This window comes from Natrinema gelatinilyticum (assembly GCF_024266705.1).
Taxonomy (GTDB): Archaea; Halobacteriota; Halobacteria; order Halobacteriales; family Natrialbaceae; genus Natrinema; species Natrinema gelatinilyticum.
Genome location: NZ_CP100756.1, coordinates 745,447 through 765,300, shown reverse-complemented (window position 1 = coordinate 765,300; position 19,854 = coordinate 745,447). Strand labels below are relative to the sequence as shown.

20 protein-coding genes and 1 tRNA gene are annotated in these 19,854 nt (G+C 62.6%); 13 read left to right on the top strand and 8 right to left on the bottom strand.

Going from position 1 to position 19,854, the window contains the following annotated elements; all coding sequences use genetic code 11:
* The first annotated feature begins 1 nt into the window (after position 1).
* On the top strand, positions 2-1,207 hold the full coding sequence (locus NJU76_RS03730; protein ID WP_254531448.1) for an acyl-CoA dehydrogenase family protein: 1,206 nt from the start codon (positions 2-4) through the stop codon (positions 1,205-1,207).
* Positions 1,208-1,449: 242 nt separating this feature from the next.
* Here the strand turns inward: NJU76_RS03730 and NJU76_RS03725 are convergent, their stop codons facing one another.
* Positions 1,450-1,695 carry a PRC-barrel domain-containing protein gene (locus NJU76_RS03725; protein WP_254531447.1) on the bottom strand — a complete coding sequence of 82 codons (246 nt, stop codon included), beginning with the start codon at positions 1,693-1,695 and terminating at the stop codon, positions 1,450-1,452.
* Positions 1,696-1,981: 286 nt separating this feature from the next.
* Between NJU76_RS03725 and NJU76_RS03720 the strand changes: the two genes are divergently transcribed.
* The gene (locus NJU76_RS03720; protein WP_254531446.1) at positions 1,982-2,605 is read left to right on the top strand and encodes a hypothetical protein; all 624 of its coding nucleotides are present in this window, start codon (positions 1,982-1,984) and stop codon (positions 2,603-2,605) included.
* 121 nt (positions 2,606-2,726) lie between these two features.
* Here NJU76_RS03720 and NJU76_RS03715 read toward each other — a convergent pair whose 3' ends face one another.
* Positions 2,727-3,101: a hypothetical protein gene (locus NJU76_RS03715; RefSeq protein ID WP_254531445.1), complete on the bottom strand. Its 375-nt coding sequence runs from the start codon at positions 3,099-3,101 to the stop codon at positions 2,727-2,729.
* A gap of 368 nt (positions 3,102-3,469) precedes the next feature.
* Positions 3,470-4,198: an SCP2 sterol-binding domain-containing protein gene (locus tag NJU76_RS03710; RefSeq protein ID WP_254531444.1), complete on the bottom strand. Its 729-nt coding sequence runs from the start codon at positions 4,196-4,198 to the stop codon at positions 3,470-3,472.
* Between the two features lie 281 nt (positions 4,199-4,479).
* On the opposite strand from NJU76_RS03710, the gene NJU76_RS03705 reads away from it, so the two are divergent.
* The 8 genes from NJU76_RS03705 (at position 4,480) to NJU76_RS03670 (ending at position 11,960) form a co-directional block, all read left to right on the top strand.
* Complete coding sequence (locus NJU76_RS03705; RefSeq protein WP_254531443.1) at positions 4,480-5,184, top strand: sterol carrier protein; 705 nt, start codon at positions 4,480-4,482, stop codon at positions 5,182-5,184.
* Positions 5,185-5,280: 96 nt separating this feature from the next.
* A complete protein-coding gene (locus NJU76_RS03700) occupies positions 5,281-6,333 on the top strand; it encodes a ribonucleotide-diphosphate reductase subunit beta (RefSeq protein WP_254531442.1) in 1,053 nt (350 codons plus the stop codon).
* A gap of 1 nt (position 6,334) precedes the next feature.
* Positions 6,335-6,640, top strand: a complete 306-nt coding sequence (locus tag NJU76_RS03695) for a hypothetical protein (RefSeq protein ID WP_254531441.1) — start codon at positions 6,335-6,337, stop codon at positions 6,638-6,640.
* Entirely contained in the window at positions 6,641-6,949 is a 309-nt protein-coding gene (locus NJU76_RS03690; protein WP_254531440.1) for a 2Fe-2S iron-sulfur cluster-binding protein, read from the top strand.
* Positions 6,950-7,215: 266 nt separating this feature from the next.
* The gene (locus tag NJU76_RS03685; protein ID WP_254531439.1) at positions 7,216-8,772 is read left to right on the top strand and encodes an aldehyde dehydrogenase family protein; all 1,557 of its coding nucleotides are present in this window, start codon (positions 7,216-7,218) and stop codon (positions 8,770-8,772) included.
* Between the two features lie 149 nt (positions 8,773-8,921).
* On the top strand, positions 8,922-9,989 hold the full coding sequence (locus NJU76_RS03680) for a zinc-dependent alcohol dehydrogenase family protein (protein ID WP_254531438.1): 1,068 nt from the start codon (positions 8,922-8,924) through the stop codon (positions 9,987-9,989).
* A 155-nt stretch (positions 9,990-10,144) separates the two neighbouring features.
* A complete protein-coding gene (locus NJU76_RS03675; protein WP_254531437.1) occupies positions 10,145-11,179 on the top strand; it encodes an ABC transporter ATP-binding protein in 1,035 nt (344 codons plus the stop codon).
* Complete coding sequence (locus NJU76_RS03670; protein WP_254531436.1) at positions 11,172-11,960, top strand: ABC transporter permease subunit; 789 nt, start codon at positions 11,172-11,174, stop codon at positions 11,958-11,960. Before NJU76_RS03675 ends, NJU76_RS03670 begins: the two co-directional genes overlap by 8 nt.
* A 30-nt stretch (positions 11,961-11,990) precedes the next feature.
* Here NJU76_RS03670 and NJU76_RS03665 read toward each other — a convergent pair whose 3' ends face one another.
* Together NJU76_RS03665 and NJU76_RS03660 are read right to left on the bottom strand one after the other, a co-directional pair.
* Positions 11,991-12,179, bottom strand: a complete 189-nt coding sequence (locus tag NJU76_RS03665; RefSeq protein ID WP_254531435.1) for a helix-turn-helix domain-containing protein — start codon at positions 12,177-12,179, stop codon at positions 11,991-11,993.
* Positions 12,180-12,494: 315 nt separating this feature from the next.
* A complete protein-coding gene (locus NJU76_RS03660) occupies positions 12,495-13,190 on the bottom strand; it encodes a DUF7095 family protein (protein WP_254531434.1) in 696 nt (231 codons plus the stop codon).
* 189 nt (positions 13,191-13,379) lie between these two features.
* Between NJU76_RS03660 and NJU76_RS03655 the strand changes: the two genes are divergently transcribed.
* Complete coding sequence (locus NJU76_RS03655; protein WP_254531433.1) at positions 13,380-14,099, top strand: alpha/beta hydrolase; 720 nt, start codon at positions 13,380-13,382, stop codon at positions 14,097-14,099.
* Between the two features lie 466 nt (positions 14,100-14,565).
* Entirely contained in the window at positions 14,566-15,525 is a 960-nt protein-coding gene (gene ncsA / locus NJU76_RS03650; RefSeq protein WP_254532564.1) for a tRNA 2-thiolation protein NcsA, read from the top strand.
* A 215-nt stretch (positions 15,526-15,740) separates the two neighbouring features.
* Here the strand turns inward: ncsA and ftsZ are convergent, their stop codons facing one another.
* From ftsZ to NJU76_RS03635, 3 genes are all read right to left on the bottom strand, one after another.
* Positions 15,741-16,928: a cell division protein FtsZ gene (gene ftsZ / locus NJU76_RS03645; protein WP_254531432.1), complete on the bottom strand. Its 1,188-nt coding sequence runs from the start codon at positions 16,926-16,928 to the stop codon at positions 15,741-15,743.
* Between the two features lie 2 nt (positions 16,929-16,930).
* On the bottom strand, positions 16,931-17,110 hold the full coding sequence (locus tag NJU76_RS03640) for a ribbon-helix-helix domain-containing protein (protein ID WP_254531431.1): 180 nt from the start codon (positions 17,108-17,110) through the stop codon (positions 16,931-16,933).
* Positions 17,111-17,307: 197 nt separating this feature from the next.
* Positions 17,308-17,952 (bottom strand): ribbon-helix-helix protein, CopG family, encoded by a 645-nt coding sequence (locus NJU76_RS03635; protein WP_254531430.1) that lies wholly within the window; start codon positions 17,950-17,952, stop codon positions 17,308-17,310.
* Between the two features lie 126 nt (positions 17,953-18,078).
* On the opposite strand from NJU76_RS03635, the gene NJU76_RS03630 reads away from it, so the two are divergent.
* A tRNA-Tyr gene (locus NJU76_RS03630) sits at positions 18,079-18,152 on the top strand.
* Positions 18,153-19,854 lie beyond the last annotated feature (1,702 nt).

The following is a 19,854-nucleotide window of genomic DNA, read 5'->3' as shown; positions in this document are numbered from 1 at the left end:
CATGCGCCTGACCGACGACCAGAAGGCGTTTCGCGACGATCTCAGGGGGTACCTCGAGTCCGAGATCGAACCGATCGTCGACGAGGTTGATCGCGACGGCCCGATGGCGCGCAACGACCTGGTGGGCTACCTCGACGACCTGCAGGAACTCGGCATCGGGTTCACGCCGGATACGGTCGATCAGTACTTCGGTGACGTCTGGCGATTCGTCATCGCCTCGGAGGAGATCAGCCGTGTCTGGCCGAGTCTGAACGTCGCCCTGCAGATGTCGTTCCCGTCGCTGTTCGTCCGGTTCGCCGCGGACGAGACGCGACAGGCGATGCTGCCGAAACTCGAGGAGAACCGCTGTATCGGCTGTCTCGCCGTGACCGAGCCCGAAGGCGGTTCCGATACGGCGCATCCAAACACCGTCGCGCGACGGGACGGCGAGGAGTTCGTCCTCGACGGCGAGAAGGTCTGGGTCGGCAACGCACAGATCGCGGACGTCGCGCTCGTCGTCGCACACGACGCGTCTGCAGACACGCAGGACATGTTTCTGGTCGATCGCTCGAACGCCGACTTCGAGACCGAGGAAATGAACAAGCTCGGCTGGAAGGGCGTTCCGAACGGTCGAATGGTCTTTGACGACGTTCGGATTCCGGTCGAAAACCGATTCTCGACGATCTTCGGCGACGCGATCGCCGACGGTCACGACATCCACGAGATCGTGCCCTTCCCCGAGAACGTCAGCCAGCTGTTCTTCGAGCACAAGCCGCTCAACGTCATGTTCTCGTTCATGCGGACGGGGATGGCGTTCATGGCTGTCGGGATCATGCAGGCGGCGTTCGAGGACGCGCTGGAGTACGCCCAGGACCGCGAGACCTTCGGCCAACCGATCGGTCAGCACCAGCTGGTCCAGGAGAAGCTCTACGACGTCCGAGCGGCGATCGAGGCCTCGCGTGGGCTCTCCCGCAGCGCCGCCGAGGCGCTCGTCGACGGCAATCCCGACGCCCGACTCCTCTCCTCGCTGGCGAAAGGATACGCCTGTGAACGGTCAATCGAGGCAACCAGCGACGCGCTCCAGGTGCTGGGCGCGTCGGGACTCGACCTCGAGAACCGCATGGAGCGCTACTATCGCGACGCTCGGGTGATGACGATTCCGGACGGCACCACCGAGATTCAGAAGCTCATCGTCGGCAAGGAGCTGACCGGCATGAGCGCCTATTGATTCCGCCCCGCTGGCGCTTCGGTTTCAATCGATTGCGCTCGCTTTCGATCCTGTTTCTCCCGGTCGGACGTCGTCGATTCACGTCCCTCGCGTCCGCCGACTGCGAGAGCGCGAGCCACGGCGGGCCGTCGCGAGAGCCTGATACGGTCTGCTGTACCGATGTACCGGTGCAACCGCGACCGTCCTGCGGTTGCACCGGCAATGACGTACAGTAGTCCGTATGAGCCGCGTTCGGCCGGCGTTCAGTCGGCCGACCGAATGACGATCTGATCGTTCACCGTCTCGACGCGGCTGACGGGGATCCGCAACCGACCGTCGTCGTCGGATCGAATGGCCGCCGACAAGGACCGACTGTGGGTGTCGACGACGAGGTCGCAGAGTGCACCAGACTTGGGGTCCATTGTGATGGTGTAGAGCGTGCCGAAGTCGGTACCGTCGATGCCGACGATGGGCTTCCCGCCGAGGTTTCGTGCTAACATCTCGTTCATACCGTTCCGACCCACGTCCCGTAATAAATGAATTTGGGTCTCGGTTGCCGTGACACTGTGTTCGGAGAGACCGTCTGCCGCCGCCCACCGGTTCGTCCGGCTCATCTTTTGCGCCCAGTCCGTCTCGAACGGCTGTCGTTCGCGCTGCCAGCTCACTGAGCGGCTTCTGATCACAACGTCGCGTCCGTCTCTGGGCCGCAACGTCGCGTTCCTCGTGGTTATAAACCGCCGCGGATACGCGGAACAACGTTGAGGCGCGTCACCGATGAACAACCACGCATCGACTATGGCAGATACCGACGCCAGCACTGGACCCGACGCCGGTTCGAACGCCGATCCCGACGAGCCGCCGTACCGGGTCGCGTTGGCCCCTCTCTTCGAGACGATCGAGTCGCTCGAGATCGACGCCCGGGAAATCGAGGCCGCCGTCGCGGGCGGGCTCGCCGGAGGCTTTCAGGCCGCGCTTGTAATCCAGCTGTACGACACCGACGCGATCAGGCGGGTCGGTGCGGTCTTCGGTGCGCCGACACTCGACGGTGGCTGGCTCGCGATGTTCGCCCTCGGGGTCCTGTTTGCGCTTCCATTTAGCCTGTTCGTCTCGAGCTCGATCGACGCGTTCGTCTCGAAGGTCATGTTGCTCTCGAGTCGCAACGAGTATCTCCGCAAAGTGCTGGTGCCGCTGCTTCAACGGTCCGCGCTCACGACGACGACGATGGGGCTCGGAAACGGCTACGGGGTCGCCGTGGGCGTGTGTTTCTCCCTCATTGCGATGCCGATCTGGCTTGCCGTCGCGATGGGTGTACCGGCGGCGATACCGAACCTCACGGTCGGCGGCCTCGTCGGCGTCGTCGCGTGGGCGATTTACGGCGGGACGCTCGGGCTGGTCTACGGGCTGATCCTCGAGTACTGATGACGGAGAGCGAGACGGGAACTGCCCCGCTCGTCCGTCCGTTCTGCGCGTTACTCGACGACCGACTTCACTTCCAAATCGGGACTCGAGGCCTGGGCCCCGATTCGATCGACGGGTTCGTCTACCGGAGCCAGCCCACGAGCCAGAGCAGGACCCCCGCTCCGATCAGCACGACACCGGCGGTCGAGGTGATCGGCTCGGGGAACAGAAAGAGGACTGCCCCGGCGGCAACGAGTAGCGTTCCCAGCCCGTACTTCGCTCTCATCCGATCGAACCGACTCTGAGAGTCGTCCGTGGTCGGTTCCGCTAAGCGTCCTTTCGCCCGATCCAACACGTTCCCGGAATCGCCCGTGGTCGAGTCGGACGAGCGCCCCCTCGCTCGATCCAACAAGCTCCCTGAATCGTCCGTGGTCGATTGCTTCGAACGTCCCCTCACTCGATCCAGCCATCCGTCCGACTCGTCCTCGGTTTCTGCTGTCGTCTGGCTGCGTCGCATACCTGATTCTTCTCTACGAAGCGGGAATAGCAGATTGCCTTCCAGTGCTGGCCGTTGAAATTCTCGCCGGGAGACAGACGTTCGAATTGGTTCACGATACCGTCCGTACCCTACGGAACACACCCGCTGGCCTTCGTTTTGAGGTGAGCGGACGCGCTACGCTCATGAGTGATAGTCGACAGGAACCGACTACGTCGCTCGTCAATATCGGATCGGCTCCCCGTCCGAGTCGTTGTGTCAATTCTGTGAATTGAGACGATGCGGCGTACTCGTCAGATGACGCAGTCCTCGAGCAACCGCGTGCGAAATCGCCACCGGATCGCCGCTGGCCGGCGGTTGGCAGACCGTTCGCCGTTCGAGGTCGGGGCTCAGAAGATGAACCGGGTGTCGACGTCGGCGGAGATTTCGGCCAGGTCGACCGCCGCGTCGGAGTACTGCAGGATCTTCTGCATGTCGCCGTCGATTTCGAAGTCGCCGGACATCAGCATGTCGATGACGTCGCCCTCGCCGCGGACGAGCCGCGCCCACTGCTCGTAGTCGCCGACGAGCCGGAATCCGTACTCCCGCTCGTCGAGGTCGGTGATCGTGTCGACCTCCGGGCACTCGCCGTCGTAGAGGTCCAGATACGCGTAGACGGTGCCGTCGTCGGCCATGTTCTCCTCGATTTGCGCAGTCAGTTCCGCCATGAGATCGGGGAGCGCCGCGCGTAGGTCTGGCCAGGTGCGGTCGGGGACCGCCGACATCGTCGTCGCGAGGACCTCCTCGGTGACGCGTTCCTCCAGCGATCCGTCGCGGGACTCGACGCGTTCGCGAACGTCGTCCGGCGCTTCCTCGAGGACGCTCTCGAGTTGCTCCGGGGATCGCTTCGAGAGCTCGTCCTCGACGGCCTCGACAATCTCCGGGGGCAGGTCGGTGACGGTGTTGGTCTCGAGGGGCACGTCCTCGATCTGGAAGATGAACGAGCCGTCGAAGTCGACGCCCCAACCCGCGGAGCTCTCGGCGTACTCGTCGCTGTCGTTGATCGCGTCTCGATACGCCTCGAGCCACGGTTCGGTCGGGAAATACTGTTCAATCGGTCGGAGTCGTTGCGTACTCATGTGTGGCCACCGGGCCTCGGCGGACCCGATATAATACTGTGCTCATTGTGAACTGTTGTTGTGGTTTCTCCGGGTATCCGAGGGAGTTTATCACGGCCACTCGTTCGAACAGCGATGACTCGAGGCTCGCTCCGTTTGCTGCCGAACGGTACGACGTCGTCGACGCGGAGCGAGTCGAGTCGTCTCGAGCGCCCGGTTCGATCGGTGGACCGCGTCGCCCACAAATATCGCCTCGTATTCACGGACGAACGCTGAAGCCGCCGAACCCGGTCGTTGAACGCATGACAGACTGGTTTCCGTCCAGAGAGTGGCTCGAGAGTTACCGCACGAACCTCAACGAGGACGAGACGTACGCCGCCGAGAGCGACGGCTGGGGCGTCGGCTTCGACGGCGATTTCCGCTTCGTCCTCACGCGCCTGCCGCTCGCGGAGACGACGATTGGCGAACTCCCCGACGAGTTGACCACAGACCTGTCCGACCGGATCGACGCGCTCGCAGACGACGAGTTCGCCCGCCTGCGGGAGACGGCAACGCCGGCGTTCGAGGACCGACTCGAGTCGGCCGAGGGCGACGATGAACGGGCGCGATTCAGGCGCGCGCTCGACGGGGTGACCCTCGCCGACGTGCCGGACGTCGCCTGGCCGGACCTCGAGGCCCTGATCCGGGGCGACCTCGACTCGCTGCTCGAGCAACTGGAGACGTACGTCGTCGACGACTCGCGGGTCCACGCCCACCTCGAACTGGAGGACGGCGACTGCCGACGGGCTGAACTCGTCGAAGACCCGTCGGCGCGTGATCCTGGGTTCGAACTCGAGGCTCCCTACGAGACGTGGAAAGACCTCCTCGAGGGTGCGGACGTCATCGAGTCGGTGATGTCCAACGAGATGGCGCTCGAGGGGAGCGTGACGCGGGTGCTGCACTACGGCGACGCCGCAGCGGCGATGGGGGACGTCGCCGGCGAGACCGACTCGCGGTACCTGTTCTGAGAACGGCCCGGACGCGGGCGTGGCGTCCCCGTCTCGACTTCAACTGCCGGTTATCCGAACGAGTACGCTCTTTGTCGGATACGGCGACCTATGCTTGTGTCACAAGCTACCACACCGACGGGGTTTCAGGCGGAACGGATCGACACCGAGAGCAAGTGGTACGACCTCTTCCAGAAGGGTGTCGAACTCGGGACGTGGAACGTCGAGAAGCTGTTCGGCGAGATCGGGTTCGAGGAGGATCGCGAGATCTGGAACTCGCTCGAGCCCGGCGAGCGAAAGCAGATCCGATACCTCGTGTCGGGCTTTCTCGACGGCGAGTTCGCGGTCGGCGAGGACGCGAGCCACCACCTCCAGCGGATCATGGGCGCGCCGTGTTTCGACGACAACGAGGAGATGGAGATGTACATGGCAATGTTCACCGTGACCGAACACAAGCACACGCAGTTCCTCGACGTCTACATGCACGAGGTGATGGGCGAACAGGACGTCTTCGCGGATCTGAATCCGAAACACGGCGGCGCCCGGATCCCGATCGTGCAGGCGACCGGACTCGGCGAGATCTTCGATCGGCAGGGCCAGCTGACCGCCAGAGCGGCCCACTCGCAGGATCCCGTCGACGTCGCCGAGGCACTGACGGTGTATCACATGATCGTGGAGGGGCTGCTCGCCCGCGGCGGCTTCTACGCGATCAACAAGCTCTCGCGGAACGCACCACTTCCGCTGTTGAACCACGGATTCAAGTTCATCAGCACCGACGAGGGACGGCACATCACCCACGGCGTCGAGGCGCTTTCCGAACTGATCGCGAAGGAACGCGCCGGCGAACCCGAGTTCCAGGGCGTCAGCCGAGCCATCGAGGACGTCCTCTACGAGAACGTAGGGTCGGTCGCGGACTTCGGCTACATGTTCACGGACGCGGTCGATGACCCCCTCGAGATCAGTTTCGACGACCTCCTGATGCGCGTCGGGAACCTCATCGACGGCCAGTTCAACGAGACGCTGAACCTCGACATCGACCACCGCAAGATCATCGGCCTCGTTGCCGACCGCCATCAGGAGTGTCTCGAGAAAGACATCGACGAGGAGGTGCGAGAGTACGAGGATATCTATCGACGCAAACGCGGCGTCGCGGCCGACGGAGGGCGATAGCATGACCGACGACACGGAGACGACGACCGATACCGGACTCGAAGAGCTCTCCCGCGGCGCGGCGTTCACTGCTTCGGAGGAGGAAGTGATCGAGGCAATCGAGGACGCCGCCGACGACCTCGGCCAGAGCTTCGAGGAGGTGCGCGAGAACGTCGCCTATATCATGGATTCGACGTTCGAGGAGGAAGGCGTCAGCACCTCGTTCAACGAGAGCATCAGCGGTGCCAGCCTCGACCACGACGAGGTCGGTACCGGCGATCCGCGGCTGGAAGCGCTGGAACTGTACAAGCTCCGCCAGCGAATATAGATGTACGACGTCACGTTTCACTTCGAGGACGGGACCGAAACCGTCGCTGTCGCCCCGGACGAGTACGTCCTTGAGGCGGCCGAACGCGCCGGCCTCGAGCTTCCCCACTCCTGTCGCAACGGGATGTGTACCTCCTGTGCCGGCGAACTGCTCGAGGGCGAACTCGACGGGCACGAGGGGACGGCACTCTCGCCGGACCAGGAGGCCGACGGTTACGTCCTGCTGTGCTGTTCGCACCCGCGAGCGGACAGCGAGATCCGGGTCGGCGAGCGCGTCCAGAACGAATTGCTCGGTCTCGACGCGCTCTGAGTCGGATCGCCGGTTTCGGCCGCTCTCCCAGGATCGACGTTTAAAGAGCACCGCGTTTCCGAGGGGTCACGCTGACGAGTCTCCGCGGCGACGGCACGAGTATAGCACTATGTGTGGCAATTCCTCACATCCTACGGGAGAACCGAGGCGAATCGGTGACTCGATCGTATCGATAGCCGACGGCCGCGCCGTCTTGGTCGCACGATCGACCGGGCCGGAGCCGATCGACGGGCGCGACCAGGACGCGACGAGGGACCGGTGAATCCATGCAGGCCGAGTACTACGACCGGAATCGATACGATATCGGCGATGACGTTCTCGAGCGCCACCGATCGGCGGCTGATAGGGTCCTCTCGCGAGACCAGTACGGCCATCTGATCGACGGCGAGTGGGTCGACGCCGCCGACGGCGAGGAGGGTGTCGCGATCGACGCGACTACGGGCGAGGCACTCGCCACGGTCCAGATTGGCTCTGCCGCAGACGTCGACCGGGCCGTCGCAGCCGCGCGGGACGCGTTTGAGGGAAGTTGGGGACAGCTCTCGCCCGAACAACGCGCCGATCGGCTCGCGGAGATCGCCGATCGCCTCGAGGATCGCAAGACCGAGATCGCGAAGGTCGACAGCCTCGAGGCGGGGAAGCCGAACCTGCACGCGCTGTTCGTCGACTGCGAAGTGTTGATCGGGCAGTTTCGCCACTTCGCGGCGCTCGCGCGGTCGGTCGACGAGGGCCGGGTCGTTCCGACGGGTGACGAGAAACACGTCTTCACGCGCCGCGAACCCCACGGCGTCGTCGGCGCGATCTCCGCGTGGAACTTCCCCGCGATGTTCGTTGCGTGGAAGCTCGGCCCGGCGCTGGCGGCCGGGAACGCGGTCGTCTTCAAGCCCTCAGAGCGGGCAACGCTCTCGTCGCTCGAGGTCGCGCGGGTCTGCGACCGCGTGCTCCCGCCAGGGGCGGTCAACGTCGTCACCGGGCTCGGTGAGGACGTCGGGGCGGCGATGACCGCCCACGAGGGCGTCGACAAACTGAGCCTGACCGGGTCGCGAGCGGCGGGCGTGGCCACCCTCGAGAGCGCCGCGGAGACGATCACGCCGACGTCGCTCGAACTCGGCGGGAAGAGTCCGAACATCGTCTTTCCCGACGCCGACCTCGAGCGGGCAATCGAGGGAACGGTCGTGAGCATCTTTTTCAACTCTGGCCAGCAGTGTACTGCCGGCTCGCGGCTCTACCTCCACGAGGACGTCCGAGAGGAGTTCCTCAAGCGGCTGGAGGAGGCGATCGACGGTCTCTCCGTGGGCGATCCGCTCGGCCCGACGACCGACATCGGGCCGATGATCGATCACGCTCACGCGGCGACCGTTCGCGACTACGTCGAAACCGCCGTCGTCGAGGGCGCGACACCAGTCATCGGCGGCGAAAGTGACGCCGTCGGCGACGACCTTCAGGGCGCACCGTTCGTGCAGCCGACGGTGCTGACCGACGTGGACGACGAGGCGACCGTCGGCTGCGAGGAAGTGTTCGGGCCGGTGCTCTCGGTCTTCGAGTGGAGCGACCGCGAGGACGTCCTTCGGCGGGCCAACGACACGTCGTACGGGCTCGCGGCGGGCGTCTGGACCGAGGATCTCCGGACAGCCCACGAGTTCGCCGCCAAACTCGAGGCCGGGACGGTCTGGATCAATACCTACAACGATCTCTTCGATCCGGCCCCCCACGGCGGCTACAAAGAGAGCGGTACGGGCCGTGAGCTTGCCCAAGAGGCCCTCGACGACTACTCGCAGGTGAAGACGGTCAAGGTGAACCTCGGAGGCGTCCCGAAGATGGGCTGATTGGTCGGATCCGGCGGCACCGGTTCCCGGTCCGGATCGGTTCCGGACTGGCCTAAAGCGGCAGCCTGACTCCACGACAGCGGCGGCCGTCGACAAATATATAATTATTAATCATTAAATTTATGGGCGAGGATATCGTTGGAACGGCTGTGAAAGCAGTAGTGTTCCAGGGAGCGGGTGAACCGCTCGAGATACGGGATGTCGATCGGCCGGATTGTGAGGCGAACGGCGTCGTCGTCGAGACCGAGGCCTGCGGAATCTGTCGAAGCGACTGGCACGCCTGGCAGGGCGACTGGGACTGGATCGGGTTGATTCCGACGCCAGGACTAATCTTCGGTCACGAACCCGTCGGGCGCGTCGTCGAGGTCGGCGCGGATGTCGAACGATTCAGCGAGGGAGATCTCGTCACGAATCCGTTCAACCTGAGCGACGGGACGTGTCCCTACTGCCGGGAGGGTCGAGCGAATATCTGCGAGAAATCGGTACCGATGGGGTTCGTTCCGTTCCAGCAGGGTGCGTTCGCCGAGGAGTACCCCGTTCGAAACGCCGATCAGAATCTCGTGACGGTCCCCGAGTCGGTCGACCCCGCCGCGGTCGCGGGCCTGGGCTGTCGGTTCGCGACCGCGTTCCACGGTGTCGTCCACCGCGTCGACGTCACGCCCGGCGACTGGGTCGCGGTCCACGGCTGCGGCGGCGTCGGGCTCTCCGCGGTTCACGTCGCCAGCGCGCTCGGCGGGAACGTCATCGCTATCGACGTCGTTCCCGAGAAACTCGAGCTCGCTCGCGAGCTCGGTGCGATCGAAACGGTCGACCCCGAGGGCGTCGACGACGTTCCACAGGCTGTGAAGGCACACACCGAGAAGAGCCGCGGCGTGGACGTGTCGATCGACGCGCTCGGAATCGCGGAGACAGTCCGCAACTCGATCGATTCGCTCGGCAAGGGCGGCCAGCACCTCCAGATCGGGATGACGACCTCGGCGGAGGGCGGCGAGGTCTCCGTCCCGGTCGACACCATGGTCACCGACGAGCGCGAGTTCTACGGTTCGTACGGGATGCCGCCTAACGAGTACGACGAGATTTTCAAGATGATGGACGGCGGGAAGATCGATCCGGGGAGGATCGTCACGGAGACGTGTTCGCTCGAGGATGTTCCCGACGTGTTGGATCGACTCGGCGAGTACGATACGATGGGAATCCCGGTCTGTACCGAGTTCTGAGCTGGCGCGTTCGGAGCACAGTCGGCCGTCTCGCCTCGATATACCGGTAATAAACGCCGTCCCGCGCGACCGCCGCAATCGAACGGACCGTCCTCACCGGACCAGGAGGCCGACGGGACCGCTACATCAAAGGTGTCACCCCCTCAATAGCACGTATGGCCGCGATCGAACTCGAGGGACTCACGAAGGACTACGGCGAGGTGCTCGCCAACGACGGCGTTTCGTTCGATGTCGATCGAGGCGAAATATTCGGCTACCTCGGCCCGAACGGCGCCGGGAAGACGACGACGATCCGCACGCTGCTGGGATTCATCTCGCCGACTGCCGGGACGGCGCGGCTGTTGGGTCACGAGATCACCGACGAGCGCCAACTTATCGAAGCAAAACGCAATCTCGGGTATCTGCCCGATGATCTGGCGTTCGACGACACGGCGACCGGGCGAGAGATCCTCGACCTCCACGCATCAATCAAGGGTGACGAACGAAGCGAGGAACTGCTCGAACTGTTCGACCCGCCGTTGGATCGCGAAATTCGGGATTACTCCACAGGGAACGTCCAGAAACTCGGGCTCGTAACGACGTTCATGCACGATCCCGAGCTGGTGATCTTAGACGAGCCGACGAGCGGGCTGGATCCGCTGTTACAACAACGTTTTACGGAGTTCGTTCGCGGCGAACGAGAAGCGGGCGTGACCGTGTTCTTCTCCTCGCACATCCTGAGCGAGGTACGCCGTCTGTGCGACAGGGTCGGAATTATCCGGAACGGACGACTCGTCACGGTCGAACCCGTCGAGTCGCTGCTAGATAGAAGCGGGAAGGTCGTCCGCCTGGACGCCTCCGAGCCGATTTCCCCGGACGATCTCGCGATCGCTGGTGTTCACGATATCGAGAGCCATGCCGCTTCCGGATCGGACGCGACGACGGGTAGCGAATCCGACCGGGACGGGATGGCGGTCGGGGAGTCCGGTGGTGCGGAGACCGAATACACGATTACGTTCACGTTCACCGGCGACGTCAACGTCCTCCTCGAGCAACTTCGGGAGTATCGGCTGCACGATCTCTCGATCGAGGAAGCGCCGCTCGAGGACGTTTTCATGCGATTCTACGGCGAGAACGATTCGGAAGGTGAATCGACGGAATCGGATCGCGTCGCTGCCGGCACCGGTGTCGGGGGTGGTGACGATGTTTGAACTGACACGATACGACGGTCGCCGTCGGGTCCGGGGAAGCGTCTACCTTTCGATCGGACTCTCCTTGCTCGCGGCGATGGTCATCTGGGTCTACCCGTCGTTCCGGACCGAGATCGATCTGGATCAGTTGATCTCGGCCTATCCCGAGCCAATACTGCAGGTGATGGGCATACAGACAATGGCGAGTCTGGGCGGGTTTCTCTCCTTCGAACTCTACACCTTCGGCTGGGTGATCCTGCTCGGGTTGTACCTGGCCTACAGCACGGCGGGAACGATCGCCGACGACGTCGACCGCGGCCGGATGGACGTCCTCCTGGCGATGCCGATATCTCGAAAGCGACTGATCGGCGAGCGGTTCGCCGCGGTGACAGTTCCGGTGGTCGTCGCGAACATCTTCCCGCCGATCGTCGTCTACGTCGGTGCCGAACTCATCAACGAACCGCTGGCCGCGGCGGACGTCATCGCGGTCCACCTGCTTTCGATCCCGTATCTCTTCGCCTGTGCAGGGATCGGCCTGCTCGCATCCGTCGCATTCGACCGGGCGGGTGTCGCCCAGCGAGTCGCCCTCGGCGTCACGTTCGCACTGTTTCTGTCCGAATCGCTTCTGACCGGTACCGACGCCGAGATCGTCGGCGCCGTCGCCCCGATGCGGTACTACGATCCGAACGCGGTCCTCATCGAGGGTAGTTACGATTACGCTAATGCGGTGATCCTCGTCGCGATGACCCTCGTCTTCCTCGTCGTCGCGCAGTTGTGGTTCGCACGAATCGACATCGACTGATCGATGCGGTTTCGGTCAGCAACCGCCGTTTCACGGCGTCCCCTCGGGATATACCGTGTTTTCGACGAGCGGTTTCACGCCGTGGCGAAACCGCTCGGACGCCGCGTTCGACGAAATATCGGACCGCTCTCCGAGTTTGGCTAGCGAACACGACTGCGGGATATCGAGGCAGCCCGCGTCGACGGCCACGATCAGCGTCTCTTGCTGTCGGTCCGTCACGCCGAACTGTGAACTGTGTCTGATCGGAATCGTCCGCTGCGCTTTGCTCGTACAGCTGTCGAAGTTCGATGTCGACGTCGTTCTCGAGGACTTACGTGTGAAAGCGTTCGAGCGCTCGATCGTTCGAGACGGTGATGCGAAAATACCACCCCTCGTGCGTCGCCGTGACGGTCTGGAGAGTAATCCCTTCCTCGATTCCGATCTGATAGGCGCTCGTTCGATGCCACGAAGACGCACGGCTCGAAGACGACCGAGAGGTTGTAATAGCGATACGGGGGGCAGAACTCATCCAGGAGGACCTGTGAACGATCGCCCCTAGACGACGTCGCCACGAACCGTCGCGCCTTCCTGGCGCTCGCGCCAGGCGTGCAGTTCTCGAGCCGCCGCTTCGGCCTCGTCATCGTCCATCCCCAGCATTTCGAGGGCCACAGACAGCGTCGGAAGGGCGAGTTCGCTCTCTCGGAGCTTGCGAAACGCTTCGTCGCTTCTGATGCCGTCTGCCCAGAGACAGACCCCGCGCGGGTCGAGCAACTGAGTGTAATCCTCGCGCGCTCGCGCGCCGCAGAGCCGCTGTGTGACGTTGTCTTCGAACGACGAGTTACAGACCTCGAGGTGGATCGGTTCGTCGTCCCCCAGGAGGTGGGCGGCGAGACACCGTTCGGGGGCGGCGTGGCCGTTCTCGTTGGCCCTGAGGAGGTGTGGATACTCGCTTGCCCAGTCCTCCCTGACGGATTTGCCGACGCCCCGAATACCGTGAGATGCGCGGAAGCGAGCGTCCGGATCGCCTTCGTCGCGGCCGCCGTCGGCGCTTGAGGACGTCGACTCGCTATCGTCGCGTACGAGAACGTCCTTGGTAAGGTACACGTCCAGCCGCTCGACCGGATCGAGCCCGAGCGCGACGTCGCCGACGGCCCACACCTCGCGGACGGGAACCGGCATCCGGTTGTCCTCGACGGTGTCCACGAGCTGCTCGAGACGGTCGACGGCGTCGTTCCGGTCGATTCCACTCATCGATCTCTCTTGGGACTCGACGCGCAAAGTCGTTTCTCAGCTCACGCGAGTCGCGGACCGACCCGCTTCGATCGCGGCGGGATCCGCTCGAGTGTGATTGGTTCGACGTACCGACAGCACGGAGACGATGGTATCGGCATCACTGTCGGGAGATCAGGTTTTTTATCTGTTCCCGACGAACGGAATCCTATGCGACACCGGATCTTCAACGATGACGGCGACGAGGAACTCGTCTTCGTCATGGGCTGGGGAAACCGCTGGACTCACGAGAACGTCAGCTGGCTCATCGGACAGCTAACGGGAGCCGATTACCGTGTCCACGCGTTCGAACTTCCGACGAACATCGACGACTTCAAAGCCGACTGGCTCGAGCCGATTGCGGAGTACGTACGGGACGTAGAGGACTACCAGTTGCTGGGTCACAGCGCCGGCTCACTCGTGGGACAGGCCCTCGACGGTGCGGACAATCACGTGTACCTGAGTCCGTGGTGGGGGTACAGCGACGCCTTCCCCGAGCCGATTCTGGACGCGGTGTCGACGGTTCCGACCACGTTCCCGTGGATACCGGTCGGGGTCCTGGACAGAGATGCACTCGGCCCGCGGGCGACTGATCACCAGATAGAGACGACGCCGTCGTGGATCTCCCCGGCGTTCGTTCGGGAAACCCGCCGCGCACAGCGGGAGCTACTGACGATCGATCACGACGCCGTCGTCTTCTGCTCGCTTCGTGACCCCGTCGTCAGTCTCCGGCCCATCGGCGAGCGAGTCCCCGCAGAACACGTCGTCCTGTACGATGGCGGTCACGAACTGTTCTCCTCCGCTGACCGCGATCGATACGTCGATCTCCTGCTGGCCGCCCTCGAGGAGGGGTCAGACGCCGTCGAGGAGCGTCCGACCGTCCCCGCCTGAGCGTGTCGCGCTGGGGTCGACGAGCGCGCAGCTGGGGCCTCCCTCCAGCAGGGCGCGGGAAACCGCCGTCGGGCGCTCGAGAGCGCTTCTGTGAGGGCACTCGCGACATCGGTGAAGACACCGACCCCGTGGCCGACGAGTAACTCCGATGCAATCCCGGTGCCTCGAGTGGGTCGAACGACCAGGTGTCGCCCTCGTCACCGAGCAGCGCGTGGCTGGCGCGACGCCCCGCCTCGTCCGGATGGGCGAGGCAGCCGAGACTGCCGTCGAAGTCGCCGATCAGCTAATATTCCGTCGACCGCGACCGATCAAAGGATTCCATGTGTGGTCGTCGTTCTGCGGATCGGTAGACGTTCCGACTGACAGGGTCCCGGGGACTGCCCCGCCAGATCCAAAGAGAGTGCGTCGATGCCACGGAGATGAAAAGACGAAACGGACATACGCGTTCGACCGCAACGTCACCGCGATGGACTGCAACCGGTGCGACGAGGAGGCGATTATGCACGCCGCCTACTCGGGGGCTCACCTCTGTTCCGATCACTTCCGCGAGTCAGTGGAAAAGCGAGTTCGCCGCCGGATCCGACGGGACGATCTCGTCCCGCACGACGCGACACCCCAAAATCCCCAGATCTGGGTGATCGGACTCTCGGGTGGCAAGGATAGCGTCGTCCTTACCCAGATCCTCTATGAGACCTTCGCCGAGGATCCTCGCATCGAACTCGTCGGCCTGACGATCCACGAAGGCATCGATGGATACCGGGACAAATCGGTCGACGCGTGCGTCGAACTCAGCGACGAGTTGGGAATCCGCCACGAACTCGTCAGCTACGAGGAGGAATTCGGCGTCCGAATGGACGACGTCGTCGAGGACGACCCGGAAAACATGGCCGCCTGCGCCTACTGCGGTGTCTTCCGCCGAGATCTGCTTTCGAACTATGCTACCGAACTCGACGCCGACCTCCTTCTGACGGGGCACAACCTGGACGACGAAGCCCAGACCGCGCTGATGAACGTCCTCGAGGGCGACGTCGAACAGATCGCGAAGCACTTCGATGCCAGTCTCGGACCGCTTTCGGCCCGCGAGGACCAAGACGAGTTCGTCCCACGCGCGAAACCGCTGCGCGACGTTCCCGAGAAAGAAGTCGCCCTCTACGCCCACGTCAACGACCTCCCCGCGCATATCACCGAATGTCCCCATGCGAGCGAGGCGTATCGCGGCGAGATACAGCAACTCCTCTACGGTCTCGAAGAAAATCACCCCGGAACGCGCCACTCGATCCTCTCGGGATACGAAGAACTGGCAGAGATTGCGGCCGAACGCTACGCCGGCGACGACGGGGCTGACCTCCAAGAGTGCCTCGAGTGCGGCTCGACCACCACTCGAGACGTCTGTCGCAAGTGTTCGCTACTCGAGTCGCTCACCTGAATTACCGTTTGGAAGATTTCGGGTCAGGATACGTTTACGCACCGTTTTCGCGTTTTGAACGCAGTTCAACACCGTCACTGTCCGGCGCGACGACTGCGACTGGTTCGCCGATAGTCTCCCGGCGGCACCCGCTCAATCGGGTGTTTCCTCACCAGTGGTAGAAAAGCGGCCCGTTTGATGAACGGTCCGCGTAATTCGCTCGAGGGCCTCCGCAGTTACCGTATGACGTCGACGCCGTTTTGTCGTTCGACTTTGTCGCGACCGCCGTCACTCTGTGCGCCGAAACCGGATCGCTGGCCATCGACGTTGTTGCTCGCGTCGAAGTTGCCATCGTTCAGCCCCTCGATGCTCGCGCGGGACTTGTCTGCCTGCTTCTGTGTTGTCGGTCCGAGGACCTGGGCACTCTGGACACCGGTCATAATCGCCATGACGCGGACTTTGCCCTTATAGTTCTCCTGAATCCGGGCGCCCCAGATCACGTTTGCACTGGCTTCGAGACGCTCGGTGATGTTGTCGGCGATGCCCTCGGCCTCTTTCAGCGTGAGGTCGGGACCGCCGGTGATGTGGACGAGTCCTCCCGAGGCGCCGCGGTAATCGACGTCCAGTAGCGGGTGGTTCATCGCGTCCTTGACGACTTCGTCTGTCTTGTTCTTGTCCTGGGTCTCGCCGACCAGCATGACGGCGACGCCGCCCTGGTTCATGATGGTGGACATGTCGGCGTAATCCAGGTTGATTAGCGACGGCTGGGTAATCGTCTCCGAGATCCCCTTGACGGTTTCGGCGATGATCTGGTCCATCACCGAGAACGCCTTTCCGATTGGCAGATTCGGGACGTAATCGAGCAGTCGGTTGTTATCCAGCACGATGATCGAGTCAGCCTGCTCGCGCAACTTCTCGAGACCTTCCTCGGCTTTGACCGTACGGGCACGCTCGACGTTGAACGGCGTCGAGACCATGCCGACGACGATTGCACCCTGCTCTTTCGCGATTTTCGAGACGATGGGGGCGGCACCTGTACCGGTGCCACCACCCATTCCGGCGGTCACGAACACGAGGTCTGCGTCGCCGAGTACCTCCTTGATCGTGCTCTGGGCCATTTCGGTGGCTCGTTCACCCATCGATGGATCGCCACCAGCGCCGAGCCCGTTCGTGAGCGATTTGCCCACCAGAATCTTCGTGTCGGCCTCGATCATCTTGAGATGTTGCTTGTCCGTGTTGATCGCCACGGTGTCGGCACCGTCGACGCCGATGTTGTACAGTCGATTGATCGTATTGTTTCCAGCGCCGCCGCAACCGACGATGACGATTCGGGGGTCCCCAAACTCGTCGCCGTCCATCGAGACGTCTATCTCTTGGGCCTCCTCCTCCGCGTTGTCTAAGGCGTCTTGAACGATATCCTGCATCGTTATACCTTGGCCCAGTTGCGTTTGCCAGTCTGCTCGTTCGGTCTGTCCTGTTGTTCGTTGACCATCTCACGGACGGCCGACCGGATCGCTTCGCTCCGGTTCGGGAACTCGCCCGAGTCGACTAACTGTTCGACTTCTTCAATCTGCTGTTTCGGGATTCGCAGTGTCACACGCTCCATTGTTGTATTCCCCGTTGGGGGTAAGACGGAGGCGCGCCCCTGTCAGACGCGGCGTGTCTTACGTATGAACCACCCGATGTCGGGCGATTTCCCGTCTTGTCGACGGGTGTAAGACAATCCGTCTTACGCGAATAAGGCGATGTTTGGCTTGGATAATAAAACTTTCGTCCAGAGTGACTTTCTGTGTCTTACACTGGTCAGTATTGTGTTCCGTCAGACTCGAGAACGTCCGCTGCTGGCGTTCGTCGGCCACAGCCTGGACAGAAGGACCAGTCGGACCGAATCTCGTCGCCACAGTCACAGAACAGTCGCCGCGAGGCTTTTTCTCCGCAATTCGGACAGTACACGTGGTTCCCATCGAGCTGGTCGCCACACTGATTACACTGCCGTTTGCCGTCGCGATCACGGGTTTGCGTCCCTGTCTGGTCCCGTGATCGAGCCGTCGGTCGGTCACCGTCTGCCGTTTCACTGACGCTGACCCGAGCTCCCTCTGCTCGCTCAGCCGATTGGACAGCAGCCCCTTCGAGCGAAATCGTGACGTTTACGTCCTGAGGTTCGGGTGACGAAACGGTATCGCGTCCGTCAGAGTTCGCGCGCTCCGGTCCGAGAAGCGCGGTTCCGCGCAGTTGCTCTGCCAATCGTTCGTCGACCCGCTCGCGAACCAGTTCCTCTATCTCGCTCTCCCGATCACGATCCAGCCCCGAATTCGTCTCGTCGCCTCCGGTTCCGCCGTCCTCGAGATACGACCGGAGTGCTTCTCGCATCGCTTCGCTTTTGGAAGCGTCGAGGGCCTCGAGTTGTTCGACGAGGTCGTCGTCGGCGCGGAACGTGATCTTGCTCATAGCCGATAGTACTTTCGTATTATAACCCCACCTATATCAATCATTCTGCTGTTCGCTATCGCTTACATGTTCCTCTCAGTTCGAATAATAACCCTTATGTCCCCTTCGGTGGCTACGATTTAGTGCCCGCCCTTAGCTCAGACTGGTAGAGCAGTCGACTGTAGATCGACTTGTCCCCCGTTCAAATCGGGGAGGGCGGATTCCGATTCTCGCTGAAGTGTAGTAGGACATAATTCCCCAGCATACGCCGTCGATAGCGCGTTTATCGGGAGCTTTGTGTTTGCGATTTCAGGGCCAAAATCCGGAGTGGAACTGGTTCCAGCTGGTGCATCGCCTACTGGCGAATTTACGAGGGGAAACGTGGGGGTAGTCCAAGTGACCACGGATTCCGATATCGACCCCCGAGGGATTCCAAAAACGGGTCGCTACCGCGCCCTCGCCAACGACTGAGCGCGAGTTCCGCTACTCGGAGTGCGGCGCTCGGTGTACGCTGCTCCTCGACGGACGCTCGGAGGCCGGTCACAAACGCGGCTACTCCCGCCGGATGCGTCGGACAGGGTCTTACAGAATTCGTCCGCTCCTCTTTGATGGGGTGAAGGCAGTGATAGGCGAGTTCGTCTGTGTGAACCGGCTGTACGACGTCGAAAGTCGGAGGCCCAGACCCCATCCCGCGACCCAGGCGACGGACAGCGACGTCCACGAGGCCCCTCACATCAGTCTGCGGAGAGGATGTCGCATCAAATGCGCCAGTATCCTATGGCGCTACTGAAGCCGTTTCGGGGTCTGGTTCAGAAGCATAGCAGGGATCGGAGACTGTGAGCTGCTACCATTCTCTGAGCACGTATGACGTTCTGCGGGGATGAACTCTACTCAGTGATCGTTACCACGTGCGGTTCTCTATCCGACTGAGAGTGTCTCAAGGCTTATCGAACTACCAGCATAGCTCGAAGCCACCACCGTTGACGAGGATGTCTGCGGTCTCAAGTAGGGGGGACAGTCACGTCGAGAGAGGACGACGGTTACCTGGACGAACGAAGCCGACACCGGTCATACGGTCACGTCAGCCTCGGACAATCGGCAGACAAATAGCACAGTCGAAAGCAGTCATGACCGTATAACGTTCGAGGAAACCAGCGTGTCCGACGTAATACTACAGCTTCCAAGCGACGCGGACCGTGCTGGGATGGGAATGAGAGTTGATGTCGGTAACGCACGGGAACCCGCCCGGCAGTGGCGATGACAGTGGCCTCAATGGTGGCTGCTACTGCGAGTGCTTTGTTTTCTCGAGCACGGGCGAGCGGTAGGGTTCGCGTGGGCACGTCGCCGTTAGGTTCCTGGTGGTACCTGTCCTTCGCCTGCGCTGGGGAAACCGGCTCGAGGTTATGGTCTCCAATCATGGTTGTCGTGAGACCACGATGTTGATTCTCCGCCGGACAGCTGACCCGTATATAGACTTGCTCGCGACCTGATGGCGGCGATACGTGAGCCCGAAGGGCAGTGAAACCGCCTGAAGGCTTCGTGATAGCCTGTTCAAACCGGGGAGACCTGGGTTCTCGCAGAAGTACAACCGAGTCGGATAGCGGTGTTTACGTCACTAAGGGACTCTCTACTGCAGATTTCGTTTTCGCGATCGGGGGTCAAATTCGGAGTGGAACTGGTTTCCAGTACTGGATGCACACCTGCGCGCGAATTTTGTAGCTGACTGATGGGGTGGTCGGCGTGATGGTCGCACCCTGGCCGGCGGGCGATAACTCGACGTGTGGTCACTGTGGTGGCCCGGTCATCATCCGGTTCTGCCACGTTTTCAGACAGCAAGCAGCGGACAACCCGTCCCTACCGTTCGGTGGCTGGTCGTGTCAGACTATGTAGTAGCCGCGTCGTATTTCGGCCGGTCGATGGCAC